Annotated in this window: 17 protein-coding genes; all 17 read left to right on the top strand. The window is 38.6% G+C overall.

Annotated elements, in window-relative coordinates; translation table 11 throughout:
• Positions 1–38 precede the first annotated feature (38 nt).
• Positions 39–425, top strand: coding sequence for a P27 family phage terminase small subunit (locus FZC76_RS06885; protein WP_148987532.1), 387 nt, complete (start codon positions 39–41; stop codon positions 423–425).
• Positions 422–2,155, top strand: coding sequence for a terminase large subunit (locus FZC76_RS06880; RefSeq protein ID WP_148987531.1), 1,734 nt, complete (start codon positions 422–424; stop codon positions 2,153–2,155). Before FZC76_RS06885 ends, FZC76_RS06880 begins: the two co-directional genes overlap by 4 nt.
• Positions 2,152–3,354: a phage portal protein gene (locus FZC76_RS06875; RefSeq protein WP_148987530.1), complete on the top strand. Its 1,203-nt coding sequence runs from the start codon at positions 2,152–2,154 to the stop codon at positions 3,352–3,354. The genes FZC76_RS06880 and FZC76_RS06875 overlap by 4 nt, the downstream gene beginning before the upstream one ends.
• Positions 3,344–3,952, top strand: coding sequence for an HK97 family phage prohead protease (locus FZC76_RS06870; protein WP_148987529.1), 609 nt, complete (start codon positions 3,344–3,346; stop codon positions 3,950–3,952). Before FZC76_RS06875 ends, FZC76_RS06870 begins: the two co-directional genes overlap by 11 nt.
• Positions 3,915–5,219 (top strand): phage major capsid protein, encoded by a 1,305-nt coding sequence (locus FZC76_RS06865; RefSeq protein WP_148987528.1) that lies wholly within the window; start codon positions 3,915–3,917, stop codon positions 5,217–5,219. The genes FZC76_RS06870 and FZC76_RS06865 overlap by 38 nt, the downstream gene beginning before the upstream one ends.
• A 28-nt stretch (positions 5,220–5,247) precedes the next feature.
• Entirely contained in the window at positions 5,248–5,424 is a 177-nt protein-coding gene (locus tag FZC76_RS22920; RefSeq protein WP_187441981.1) for a hypothetical protein, read from the top strand.
• Complete coding sequence (locus FZC76_RS06860) at positions 5,421–5,705, top strand: hypothetical protein (RefSeq protein ID WP_148987527.1); 285 nt, start codon at positions 5,421–5,423, stop codon at positions 5,703–5,705. The genes FZC76_RS22920 and FZC76_RS06860 overlap by 4 nt, the downstream gene beginning before the upstream one ends.
• On the top strand, positions 5,698–6,027 hold the full coding sequence (locus FZC76_RS06855) for a phage head-tail adapter protein (protein ID WP_222928506.1): 330 nt from the start codon (positions 5,698–5,700) through the stop codon (positions 6,025–6,027). Before FZC76_RS06860 ends, FZC76_RS06855 begins: the two co-directional genes overlap by 8 nt.
• The gene (locus FZC76_RS06850; RefSeq protein WP_148987526.1) at positions 6,014–6,472 is read left to right on the top strand and encodes a hypothetical protein; all 459 of its coding nucleotides are present in this window, start codon (positions 6,014–6,016) and stop codon (positions 6,470–6,472) included. Before FZC76_RS06855 ends, FZC76_RS06850 begins: the two co-directional genes overlap by 14 nt.
• Positions 6,469–6,843, top strand: a complete 375-nt coding sequence (locus tag FZC76_RS06845; RefSeq protein ID WP_148987525.1) for a hypothetical protein — start codon at positions 6,469–6,471, stop codon at positions 6,841–6,843. Before FZC76_RS06850 ends, FZC76_RS06845 begins: the two co-directional genes overlap by 4 nt.
• A complete protein-coding gene (locus tag FZC76_RS06840) occupies positions 6,836–7,414 on the top strand; it encodes a myosin/kinesin family protein (RefSeq protein ID WP_222928505.1) in 579 nt (192 codons plus the stop codon). Before FZC76_RS06845 ends, FZC76_RS06840 begins: the two co-directional genes overlap by 8 nt.
• A gap of 36 nt (positions 7,415–7,450) precedes the next feature.
• Complete coding sequence (locus FZC76_RS06835) at positions 7,451–7,786, top strand: hypothetical protein (RefSeq protein WP_148987524.1); 336 nt, start codon at positions 7,451–7,453, stop codon at positions 7,784–7,786.
• Between the two features lie 92 nt (positions 7,787–7,878).
• Positions 7,879–8,094, top strand: a complete 216-nt coding sequence (locus FZC76_RS06830) for a hypothetical protein (RefSeq protein ID WP_148987523.1) — start codon at positions 7,879–7,881, stop codon at positions 8,092–8,094.
• Complete coding sequence (locus tag FZC76_RS06825) at positions 8,081–9,967, top strand: phage tail protein (protein WP_148987522.1); 1,887 nt, start codon at positions 8,081–8,083, stop codon at positions 9,965–9,967. Before FZC76_RS06830 ends, FZC76_RS06825 begins: the two co-directional genes overlap by 14 nt.
• A complete protein-coding gene (locus tag FZC76_RS06820; protein ID WP_148987521.1) occupies positions 9,964–10,770 on the top strand; it encodes a phage tail family protein in 807 nt (268 codons plus the stop codon). Before FZC76_RS06825 ends, FZC76_RS06820 begins: the two co-directional genes overlap by 4 nt.
• Positions 10,771–10,782: 12 nt before the next feature.
• Positions 10,783–11,625, top strand: coding sequence for a BppU family phage baseplate upper protein (locus FZC76_RS06815; RefSeq protein WP_148987520.1), 843 nt, complete (start codon positions 10,783–10,785; stop codon positions 11,623–11,625).
• A 13-nt stretch (positions 11,626–11,638) separates the two neighbouring features.
• Positions 11,639–13,453 (top strand): polysaccharide deacetylase family protein, encoded by a 1,815-nt coding sequence (locus FZC76_RS06810; protein WP_455771343.1) that lies wholly within the window; start codon positions 11,639–11,641, stop codon positions 13,451–13,453.
• Positions 13,454–13,465: the final 12 nt, after the last annotated feature.

The following is a 13,465-nucleotide window of genomic DNA, read 5'->3' as shown; positions in this document are numbered from 1 at the left end:
GAGCGACTTTTTCAAATCTGGAAGGGGGTGGAAACATCATGGCAAAATTGAAAACGAAAACTCAGCTGAGGAATCAAACGGTGAAGCAGATGGCTCATTTGGGCGTGTACAAAGATGATTATGATCAGATTATCGACATTTATGTTGGGATGTTAGCCCAGTACCAGGCATTTGAAAAAGCGTTTGAGGAATCTGGCTATCAGATCACAGAGGAATACACGAATAAAGCCGGGGCAACCAATGATAGGAAGACTCCTATCTATTCTGCAATGGAAGCTCTGAGGAAAGACCTAGCAACGTACTCCAATATTCTTTGTATTAACCCTAAAGCGTTCAACGCGATTAAGAAACCTGGTGTTCCGAAAAGGAAAGAAGAGCCGGCCAAGCCTAAATCCAAGTTGCAGCTGGTGTTGGGTAACTCATGAGTCAAAAATTCGCCAACTACGATTTGGTTATGGAGTACACAAAGAGCATTGTGGAAGGCAGAAAACTTGCTAATAAGGAACAAATACAAGGTTGTCAACGCTTCTTGAATGACTTGAAGAATCCTGAATATGATTTCAATCCTAAAGATGCTGAGTTTGTTATCGGAATAATTGAAAAAACATTTGTCCATGCTCAAGGTGAAACGCAAGATGGTACACCATTAAGGGGTACGCCTTTCTTACTTGAACCATTTCATAAGTTTCAAGTTTACAATCTACTAGGATTTTTCCATAAAAACACAACAATTAGGCGCTTTAAAGAAGCGTTTATTTATATTCCACGTAAAAATATTAAGACATCCTTTGCTGCAGCTTTAGCATGGGCGCTTGGTCTTTTAAATAGACGAAGTGGTAGTAAAGTTTATATTGTTGCTGCCGCACTGAAACAGTCACTAGAAAGTTTTAATTTTATAAATTTCAATTTAGGCCAAATGGGTGAAAGAGATAATTTTAGAGTTATCGATAATAACCAAGAACACTCCATTGCAGGTGACTTAGGTGATGGATCCATATACATTCAGGCGCTTGCTGCTAACCCAGATAAGCAAGACTCATTAAACTGTAACATTGGTATTGCCGATGAGCTCCACGCTTATAAAACGGCCAAGCAATATAACATCATTAAAGAAGCTATGAAAGCTTATACCAATAAATTGATGATTGGAATTACCACTGCTGGGGATAACATGACAAGTTTCTGTTATCAACGTCTACAATATTGTAAAAAGATATTAGACGGGACAGTTAAAGATGAAGCTTACTATGTATTCATAGCAAAAGCTGATGAAGATGAGCATGGTAATGTGGACTACACCAATCCAATCGAACATGAAAAAGCAAATCCAGCCTACGGTGTTTCTATTCGTCCATCAGATATGATGAATGATGCCATGCAGGCTCAGAACGATCCACAACAAAGAAAAGATTTTTTAGCAAAGTCTTTGAATATATATACATCTGCTTTGAAAGCTTATTTCAATATTGATGAATTTAAAAACTCTGACAAGAAATATAGTTGGACTTTAGATGACCTGGCTAAATTAAGAATTGATTGGTATGGCGGTGCGGATTTATCTAAGATGCACGATTTAACCGCGGCTGCTTTGTATGGTTCATATGGCAATGTGGACATAGTCATCACCCACGCCTTCTTCCCCATCGTCACAGCACACCAAAAAGCCGAGGAGGACAACATACCTTTGTTTGGCTGGCAAGATGATGGCTGGTTGACTATGTGTAATACGCCAACTGTAAACTATGATGATGTTATTAAATGGTTTGTCATGATGAAGAAAAAAGGTTTTAGAATTAAACAGGTAGGATTTGATAGGAAGTTTGCTCAAGAATTTTTCTTAGGTATGAAGCGAAATGGTTTTAGTATTGTGGATCAGCCTCAATACTTCCACAAGAAATCACAAGGTTTCCGTTTAATTGAGAAGAAAGCCAAGGATGGGAACTTTTATTATCTTGGATCTGATGCCTTTGAATACTGTGTGCAAAATGTAAGGGCCATCGAGAAAACAGATGACATGATCCAATATGAAAAGGTGATGCCGGAGCAACGGATTGATTTATTCGATGCTGCGGTTTTTGGTGCTGTGCGAAAACTCGAAAACATGGAGAAATCTACTGCAGCTGCTAAGTGGCTTGGGGGAGGTGATGGTAATTGAGTAAAAAGAAACGTCAGAATAAAAAACAGGTTAGAAGTACCGAGTCAACTGACTCTTCATTAGGGTTCTTTTTAACCACTGATGCTTATGACACTTTATGTGTTCCTGGTTATACAAAGCTAAGTGATAATCCAGAAGTAAAAATAGCCGTCCACAAGATTGCTGATCTCATTTCATCTATGACTATTCACTTAATGAGGAATACAGATAGTGGAGATGTAAGGGTTCGAAATGAACTTTCAAAGAAAATGGACATTAATCCATATAGCCTTATGACCCGTAAGACGTGGGTTTATAACATTATTAGGAATCTGATGTTAGAAGGTGATGGTAATAGTGTCGTCTTTCCGAGATTTAAAGATGGGTTGATTGATGAGCTGATTCCCTTTGCAGCATCAAAGGTTAAATTTCGTGATACTGATAATGCATATGAAGTTGTGTATGGGGGCAGAGCGTACAACTATGATGAAATTCTTCATTTTGTGGTAAATCCTAACCCGGATAAACCATACATGGGGGAAGGATATAAAGTTGTATTGAAAGATATCGTCCACAACTTAAAGCAAGCTACTGCCACCAAGAAAGAATTTATGAGTGGCAAGTACATGCCTTCTCTTATTGTTAAAGTAGATGCTCACACTGCTGAGTTATCCAGTGAAACAGGTAGGGAAGCTGTCTATGATATGTACTTAAAAAGATCTAAGGCAGGACAACCCTGGATTATACCGGCTGAACTTTTAGAAGTAGAACAAGTAACACCACTATCTCTTAAAGACTTAGCCATAAACGAAGCAGTAGAACTGGATAAAAAGACGGTGGCAGGAATCTTTGGAATCCCTGCTTTTTTTGTTGGGGTTGGAGAATTCAAAAAAGATGAATATAACCATTTCGTTAGTTCGACTATCCTACCAATAGCAAAAGGAATTGAGCAGGAACTAACCAGAAAGCTTCTGTATGCTCCAGATTTGTATTTCAAATTCAATGCAAGGAGTTTATATTCTTACGACTTAACTGAGCTTGTAAGTGCCGGAAAAGAGCTTGTGGACCGTATGGCAATGGATAGGAATGAGTGGAGGGACTGGGTAGGTCTAAGCCCTGATTCACGAATGAGTGAGTTGTTGGCATTAGAGAACTATGTTCCTGCCGATATGTTAGGCAATCAAAAGAAGCTCTTGCAAGGAGGTGAGGATGATGAATAGAGAAAAGGAAGTACAAATCCGTAGCCTTCCAAGTGAACTCACTACCCGATTTGAGTCTGATGAGAAAGTGATTGAAGGTTACTTTGCTGTTTTTAACTCTGAGACAGAACTGTGGCCGGGGGCATTCGAAGAAATTGATCCAGGCGCTTTTAATGAAAGTGTCACTAATGATGTAAGAGCACTTATTAACCATGATACTAACCTTGTTTTAGGTAGAACTAAGTCAGGCACACTTGAGCTTCGTGTGGATGGCAAAGGTCTGTGGGGAAAAGTCAAAGTCAATGAAGATGATTCTGATGCGGTTAATGCCTATGCTCGTTTGAAGCGTGGAGATGTTGATCAGTGTAGTTTTGGTTTCAGAATCTTAGAAGAAGAAACAGAGTTTAGGGATGACGGATCAATTAAATGGCGGTTGAAGAAAGTAGACCTTCATGAGATTTCTGTTGTCACATTCCCTGCATACGCTGACACCTCTGTACAAGCTAGAAAAGCAGATTACGAGAGGGACATTAAGCGTATGAGAGAAGCTAAAAAAAATCAATTGAGGGAGCGATTGAAGCATGGCACTAAAACAACTAATGCTGGCGAAGAAAATTGAACAGCGTAAATCATTACTTGAGGAATTAAACCAAAAGGGTGAGGAGCTTGTTAAACGTTCTGCTGACCTGGAAGCAGCCTTGGAAGAAGCTAGTACAGACGAGGAAGTTGCCACCGTAGAAGAGGAAATTAACAAGTTTGACACTGATAAGGAAGCGCATGACGGTAAGAAAAAAGAATTGGAAGAGGAAATCTCCAAACTTGAAGGTGAGCTTGAGGGATTGAATTCCAAGGAACCTAAAAATGATGAAGGACAACGTTCTGCATCACCAGATTCACAACAACCAAACAGAGTCCAGGAGGGGGAAACACGAATGAAAGTTAACAAGTTTGAAACTCGTAGCCAAATGCTAGAAAGATTAAACCGTCCAGAGGTACGTGAATTCTATTCTAAGGTGTCAGAAGCTGCTCTTAATAAGCGTGCTCTTTCTGATACAAACTTAATAATCCCTGAAGTTGTAATTGATATGATCCAATCTCGCTTAGGTGATTACTCTGCTCTTTACCGCGAAGTGACAGTACAACAATTAAATGGCACTGCTCGTATTATCATGGATGGAGCTATCCCGGAGGCAATTTGGACTGAGATGTGTGATCCTGTTCAAGAACTAGCTACTTCATTCAGCCAAACTGAATTAGATGGATTTAAAGTGGGCGGATTCATTCCAGTGTGTAATGCAGTCCTGGAAGATAGCATGATTAATCTAGCAAACTTTATTGAGGGCCGTTTATCAATGGCGATTGCAAAAGCTATTGATAAAGCAATCCTTGTAGGTGCTGGTGCTGCTTCTAAACAACCACAAGGAGTTATCACTGCTTTAAATGGTATCACTGCTCAAAATGTGGAATCTGATTTCACTCTTGCTGATATCGTTGGGAAAATGTCCATCATTGATGACGGTGATGATGGAGTACCGGTAGGTGAAGTGATTGCAGTAATGAAGCGTAGCACATATTATGCTGAACTTGCTCCACAAACATTTTTATCAACTTCTGATGGACGTCTTGTTGTACAAACTGCTCAATCTCCACGTCTTCCTGACGGGACTAGAGTTGTATTTAGTCAATATGCACCGGCTGACACTATCGTTCTAGGAGACTTTAAGAAATACTTACTAGGCGAGCGTAAAGGTGTTCAATTAGCTGTATCTACTGATGTACGATTTATCCAAGATGAGACTGTATTTAAAGGTACTGCTCGTTATGATGGTAAACCTATCTACAATGAATACTTTGTAGTTATCACAAAGGCGGCAGCTGGAGCTTAATAATTCTAATCTGAAAGGGTGATAAAGCATGGCGAAATATCGCGTAGTCAAAGCCTTTACAGATCTTCAAGATGAGAATCACGTTTACCGGGTGGGGGATAAATTCCCCCGGTCCGGACGTGCTAAAAAGGAACGGATTGAAGAGCTGTCAAGCAAGGACAACAAGCGTAAAGAAGTGCTAATCGAAGAAGTTGAAGATAAATGAACACTGTAGCTGCTTTATCTCTTGTGAAAGCTAGGCTAGGTATTAGCAACTCTACAATTAGAGATGAGTACATTCTAGCCATAATTAGTGGTGTGATTGCCGAGATGAAAGATGTTCATGGCCTCACTTTATCTGAAGAAAAAGCGAATCAATTGATGTTTATCGTGGACCTATCCACATGGAGATACCAAAACAGAGATAGCCCTAATGGTTTACCTAGACACTTTCAATGGCGCTTCCACAACCTGCTGATCAGCGGTGGAGGTGCTAATAGTGTTTGACCATGAATTAATCCTAATTTCTTTATCTCCTGCTGAAAATAGCATGGGTGATCCAATTGTGGAGGAAACCTCTGTAACTGTCCTATGTGATGTTCAGGCGATAACAAGGTCTGAACATTATGCTGCAGCTACTCATGGATTGAAACCTGAACTAACATTTGTACTAAATAAGTACGAGTATGAAGGTCAAAGATTAGTTGAATTTGAGAATGTTAGATACAGAGTAATTCGTCACTATTTCACAAAAACACAAAAGGATTTCGCTGATTTTGAATCTGTGGAATTAGTGTGTGAGGGACTGATGAATAATGCCTCTACCTAAAAGTGTTACAAAAATAGATAAAAATGGCGTGAAATTCACATCTAATGTGGACAGAGCTAAATACACCATAAAAGAGCTAACCAGAGCTGCTCTCAGAGATACTGCAAAATTAATCAGAAAAAGATTAATTGAGAAGCTGAGACATTTGCCTGGTTTTTTTGATTATGGAAATACAAACAGGTTATATAGCAGTTCACAGTATTGGTTACGTAGAAGAGAAGGAGATTTGCAAATAGGGTTTAAACATGACACCTGGTATGGATCGCGCGGTGAACTAGGTGAACATGGCTCTCCTAAAAGAGGCTTATTACGTACCACTGTATATGAAAACATAAACGAAATCAGAAGAATTCAAGCTCAGTATTTATCGGCCATTGAAGATGAAAATCGCGCATTAGGATTAATTGACGAGAATGAGCATAAAAGTGGGGATGGTCCAGAATGATTGAACTAAGGAATGCTTTAAAACCCCTTCTCACCTTACACTACCCTAAAGTTTACTATCAGAAAGTACCAGATATCATTATTTACCCGCATGTCGTTTATGACCTCCCCACAAGCTTTGTAGATGAAGATATAGAAGTGTTTAATCTTGATGTAGATATTTATGACAACAATTTAGACACTACAAGTATAGAAGAAATCAGTGATAAATTCTGGAGAGGTTTAGACAAAGCGCGATATTTAGATGAAAACATTCAGTTTACTATCTATCGTGAAAATAGATTGCCACCAATCAATACCGACACCAACATCAACCAACGAAAATTAATTTTTCAATTAAGATATTTTGATAGGAGGTCTTCAAATGTTTAGTGGATTTACAAATAAAACAGCTGAGAAATTATTGTTAGATGCCGGGGCTTATTTTAAAGATTTTGATGTTGAAACAGATACGTTTGCAACGGCTGTAACATCTGGGAAATTATTAGGAGCAACTAGAGGTGGCGGACAATTTAGTGCGATTCCAGAGATTAGAAATATTGAAATAGATGGTCCTAAAGGAAAGCCGAAGAATTTACAAGTGATTGACGGTTGGGAAGTTAAAATGACTGTAAATCTTGTAGAAATATCAAAAGAAACACTGGCAGACGCTTTAGCTGCAAGCGACATTGACACTACTGATGTTGATTATGATGTGATTACGGCTAAACCTACCATTGAATCAATTGATTACAAAGACAATATTACTTATGTAGGTAAGTTATCTGGATCAGAAGAACCGGTTATTATTCAAATTTACAATGCTTTAAATAAGAACGGACTTACTTTACAACCTCAACACAAAAATGAAGCAGTATTAGCATTAGAATATGAAGCACATTTTGATGCTGAAACATTAGAAGAAGTACCATTCAAAATCTATTATCCAAAATTAGGGGCTTAATGCCCCTTTTTTTATTATCCGGGAGGTTGTTCAATAATGATCCAAACAGAAAAAGCGTTAGATATGCTACCGCATGCAGCTGAGATTTATGAAAAATTAGATTTGCAAAATTACATTCAAAAAAATTTTAAACAAGCTAGTAAAGATGACAATGTAGATGAGTTGCGAGTAAAGTCTGGCGTTTCTTTAATGCTATATGTAGTGAAAAACTCTAAGAAAATAAAAACAGAAATGTTAGAGATAGTTGCAATCGCTCAAGAAAATACAATGGAAGAAGTAAAAAAACAACCACTAACAAAAACAATCGAAACTTTTAAAAATGTTTTCGCTGACAGTGAATTAGTTGCTTTTTTCAAAGAGGCTATGAAGTAGGTGGGTATGAAGAAACCCTCCATCTGCTCCATAGCCATTATTCGTTTGATTATGTATTAAAACTTCCTCTTAAAAATGTAAGAAAACTACTAGTGAAATCCCTTGAAAAGAAACGCGAAGAAAAAGCGTGGCAACTTTATCTGGCGCGCTATCAGCATATGACAAAAGAAAATTATATGCCTTTTGATGAATTTTACAGTCCTACAATATCCTCAGAAAGTGATAAATCTGAAAAAGAAATTCTTGAAGATGTGAAAGGGATTCTAAACGCCTTTAAGAAAGAAGGTGAGATCAATGGAAATATTTAAACTGTTTGGATCCATTCTTGTGGACACAGATAAAGCGGATGAAAGTTTATCCAAAACAGAGAAAAAAGCCGATGGTGTTGGCAGTAAATTTGTGGAAGGAATTAAAACGGTTGGCAAGTGGGGAGTTGCGGTTGCAGGAGCTGCTACTGCTGCAGGTGGTGTGTTAGCTACTTTCACTGGACGAGCTATGAATGTCGCTGCTGAAATAGACAAGTTTAGCCAGGTAACGGGACACTCAACAGATGCATTTCAACGTTGGGACGGTGTAATGAAAACTGTAGGATATAGCATGGAACAGGCAAGTGGAGATATTGCAGCACTTGGTGAAAAAGCTATGGATGCTGCTAATGGAGTCGGAGAGGGTGCTGAATTATTCGGTAAACTTGGTGTAGCCGTTACAGATTCCAGTGGAAAGTTAAAGTCACAAGAGCAAATATTCCAAGAAACCATTACAGCCCTTCAAGGTATGGAGAACGCAACGGAACGTAATGCAATAGCCTCTGCCTTGCTTTCCACAACTGGGGAAGAATTAGCACCTATTTTAAACATGACAGCTGAAGAATTAGCGAAAATGAAAGAGAATGCAAATGTCATATCGGAAGAAGATCTCCAGAAGGCTGCAAGATTTAAAGAGGGTTGGAACCAAGCTAAGAATACTCTATCGAACCTAGCAACTACATTAGGTATTCAACTCATGCCAATGTTCCAAACTGTTTTGGATTGGGTCACAGAGAACATGCCTCAAATACAAACCTTTATTGAAGAAGCATTTGACAGAGCAAGTGCGGCCATTCAATTTTTCACAACTGAAATTTTACCTCCTGTACAAGCTGGATTCTCTGTTTTAATTGGTTGGATTCAACAATTAATCTCCTATGTTCAAACGTGGGTATCTAGTAACTCTGAACAACTCGGTGGATTAAGAGATTATTTCTTAAATTTCTTTGAGCTTGTGAAAGGTTTCTTTTCTGATTTCGTAACCTTCGTTACTACATTGTGGGCTCAATATGGTGAACAAATTGTTAGTACAATCACTGCTGCACTATCGGCCGTTGTTTCCTTTGTGCAGGAAAAGTTAGCAGTATTACTAAAGTTCTGGCAAGACAATGGAGCCCAAATTATGACGGCAGTTCAGAACGTATTTAATTTAATCTTAGGTATCATAAAGGCAGTGATGCCAGTAGTAATTTCAGTAATACAGACTGCTTGGAATGTTGTAAAAGGTGTGTTTGATGGCGCATTGAATATCATTATGGGTGCTGTAAAAGTGTTCACAGGATTATTTACAGGAGACTGGAGAAAGTTAGGCGAAGGACTAAAACAAATTTGGTCAGGATTGTGGAATGCAATAAAGGCCATCCTTAGCGGTGCCTGGAGTTTGTTGTCCGGAGCATTCGGTACCATTAAAAGAAATATTTCTAATTGGTTCTCTGGATTAAAAACTGATGCAATTCGTTGGGGAAAAAATATGATTTCAGGATTCATTGATGGAATAACGGCCATGATCGGTAAAGTTCGTGAAGTTGCTTCCAATGTAATGAGTAATGTGAAAGGGTTTCTAGGGTTTAATTCTCCAGCTGAAGAAGGAGAAGGTAGGCACATTGTAGAGTGGGGATCCAATATGATTGATGGGTTCCTAGAAGGCGCTGAGAAGATGCTTCCAGATGCTAGAGCTTTGATGAACAATGTTGTAGGTGAAATGAAACCTGAACCATCTAATGGGACAGGAAGCTTTAATGCCCAAAAAGGAAACGTGGTAATCCCTATAAGCGTGGACGGCTACGAGATTGCAAGAGCTGTTATTCCAATCATTGATATTATACAACAGCAAGAAATAGACACTAATCTCTTTATGAAGGGGATGAAAACATGAGAAGTATCCACAATTTTAAAGTGATTTATGAAGATGTGGAGTATGATCTGTCAGAAAATGATATGATCGTCAACTATCTTCGCATCTCATCTCCTTCCCCTGTCCACACAAGAGACACAGTACCAGGTGCGCACGGATATATTGATATGGGTACGCAGTACGAAGGTCGGCAAATGGAGGGGAAAATCACTATTAAAGCTAAAGATTATCTGGAATATCCGATTAAGCGGAATAAGGTGTTTCAGATATTCTTTTCTCGCAAGCCGTTTTATCTTATTCGTGACCAAGAGCCAGGTCGAAAGTGGTTAGTAAAAGTGGATTCTGCTTTTAATATTCCACAAATCGCATTGACTGGAGAGTTTACCTTTACACTAAGCAGTCCTAGCGCCTTTAGTCAGTCGTTAGGAAGCACTCTTGAAGCGTATATATTTAATTATGATTATGGCCAAGGGCTGTCGGTAGATGATTATATCCATTCGACAAGCTCTTTTTCTATTTATAACGCTGGTGATGAACTAATTAACCCTAGGCAGATGAAATTAGTTATTAAGTTTCAAGGCGCATCCACTAATTTGAAGATAAAAAACCTGACCACGAATGAAGAATGGACTTATACAGGTTCTTCTAATGTAGGTGATGTTATCGAATTAAACGGAATACTTGCAAGCAAAAACGAATTAAGTATTGTGCCTGATACAAATTTTAAGGCAATTACATTGGAGCCAGGTTGGAATGAATTTTTACTAACTGGCACAAGTGACCCTTTTGAAATTTCTTTCGACTTTCACTATCAATTTCTATAAGGAGGTTCTCCAATGTCTGTAAAATTAAAGCAAACAGATACCAAAGATATTATTGTTTATACTGCTACATCTGTCGGGAAGCAGCCAGTTGATTTAACAGGAGCAACAGCAAAGTTTGTTATGGCGAAAAGAGGTTCTTCGGAACCAGTGGTTAATGCTTCAGCAGAAATAACAGATCCAGAGAACGGGAAGTTAAGCTATCAACTATCAGAAACGGATACTTTGTTAAATGGTCATTTCCACGCTGAATTCCATGTGGAATACGATGATGGCAAGAAGAAAACTTATCCTTCAGATGGTTATATTCTTGTTACGATTAATGCCACATTAGATGGAGATTTGCCAGGTAGTATTGAAGAAAATATCGTTATTCAAGTGTCCCAAATCGAACAATTCAAAACGGATATTGAGACAGAAGTGGCAACTCAGACTCAACGTGTCGATGATTTAATTGCAGGTGTGGAGCAACCAAGTGAGGTTGTAGATGCTCGCTTAGGTTACCCTTTATTACGTGATAAATTGGAATCTGTTGATGTACAGTTGGCAGAAAAAGCTCAACAAACAGAAGTAGATAACTTGAATGTTAGAATGGAAGATGTAATACAGTCGGCTGACCTAGACCCCAATAAAGATCAAGAGGTCGTGGATGCTCGTGACGGGCAAGCAACTTTAGGTAGCAATATAAGAAATGTTAAAGATGAGTTATCTATCATTAAAAGGGCGAATGTTTACTATAAAAACCTTGTTGACAACGGTGACTTTACAGAGGGTACGACAAATTGGAGTGGTGGAGTTTCTACAATTAGTGTGGCTNGTACAGTTGGCAGAAAAAGCTCAACAAACAGAAGTAGATAACTTGAATGTTAGAATGGAAGATGTAATACAGTCGGCTGACCTAGACCCCAATAAAGATCAAGAGGTCGTGGATGCTCGTGACGGGCAAGCAACTTTAGGTAGCAATATAAGAAATGTTAAAGATGAGTTATCTATCATTAAAAGGGCGAATGTTTACTATAAAAACCTTGTTGACAACGGTGACTTTACAGAGGGTACGACAAATTGGAGTGGTGGAGTTTCTACAATTAGTGTGGCTAACAGTACTATATCTATGACTGGTACAGGCGTGGGGAGCGACCCACATATAAGACAAGATATTTCGGAAATGAAGTCAGGTAATAAAATATATATCAGAGCAAAACTAAAAGCGATAACGGTATCAGGAGTGGCTTTTAGTTTTAGATTGGTTGGTTCGACGTCGCCAAGTGTGACGGTTAAGGATTATCCAGAAGTTAATACAGAATATGATTTATCAGGAGTTATACAATGCCCATCAGACGGTACTGTAAGACTTGATTTACGACACATCCACAGTAGTGCATCGTCCGCTGACGGGAAGACAACGGAAGTGCGCGAGGTAATGGTGATCGACCTAACTGAATCATTCGGATTGGGAAACGAACCAAGTGTAGCCGAAATGGACGAAAAAATAAATTCTATTGGTGGCTGGTTTGATGCGACATATATTATGTCACAAAAAGACCTTGATGATCGTTTAAAAGCAGTCGAAACTATTGATATTGAAGAAAACCATAATTTCATAAGACAAACAGCATTAGCAAATAACGTAAGCAATTTAAGTTATAAACCAAAACCTATGTTAGTAATTTCTTATGATGACTCTCCTCCAGAAGACTATACGAAGGCTTTCCCTATTCATGAACAATATGGAGTCCCTGCTGAAGTGTGCGTTAATAATTGGAGGTTAAATACCTCTGAAGGTTTAACCACCGCACAACTCATTGAAATGCAAGATGCTGGATGGGAAATTATAAGCCATGGATTCAACCATTTGGATTTCGGTGTTTCTTTTGTAGTTACTAGTCAAGATGTAGGAGACACACAATTAAGAGTGGATAGAATATCCGGTTTTGACTACATCTACCCTTTTGAAGGTTTCCTATTTCACACCGATGCATCGTCATATGCAGGTCTTAGGGAGGAAATTGTTACAATCACAGGGAAAACAACTGACACTGAAGGAAACGAAGTGTTTGTATTATCTGATCCTTTGCAGTATTCCTATACAAATCATGCTTGTTTGAGACTGTCTGATAATCAATTGAAAATTGAAGTTGATGACAGCATTGATGAATTAGTGGGAATGGGGTTAGAGGTAAAAGGGTTTGCATACCCTCATAACTCAAGTTGTCCTTATTCAAGGGATTATATTTCAAAACGTCTAGCATCTGCGCGAAATGGGGATGCGCTACGTTATCCAAGTGACGATAACTTTTTTATTCCGAAAATGAGAATTCCGTCCATAGGCGAGTTGTCTCTAAGACCTCAAACTGAAATTGATTCTATCTTAGATGATATTGTTGCAAACAACCTTATGGGCTTCACTTATGAACATACGTGGCAAACTGCCTTTACTTCGTCAAAATTGGAATACCTGATTAGTAAAGCTATTGAAAAAGGCATCAAAATCACAACACGAACAGAAGCCATGAAGCATTTCGGTAACGTGTATGAGTTAGGCGATCCGGAAGGCGGCACTATTTATCGTGAAGGATGGTTTCTTGACCAACCTTACATTGTTGTAAATAAGTTTGGTAAGGTAATCGCTACTGACAATACAGATAAGCAAATCGCTACGCATTTAAAAGATTACTTTAACTACTAATGAACTTTTGGA

The organism is Sutcliffiella horikoshii, from assembly GCF_008180725.1.
GTDB classification, from domain to species: Bacteria; Bacillota; Bacilli; order Bacillales; family Bacillaceae_I; genus Sutcliffiella_A; species Sutcliffiella_A horikoshii_B.
This window is presented reverse-complemented; position numbering and strand designations above follow the sequence as displayed.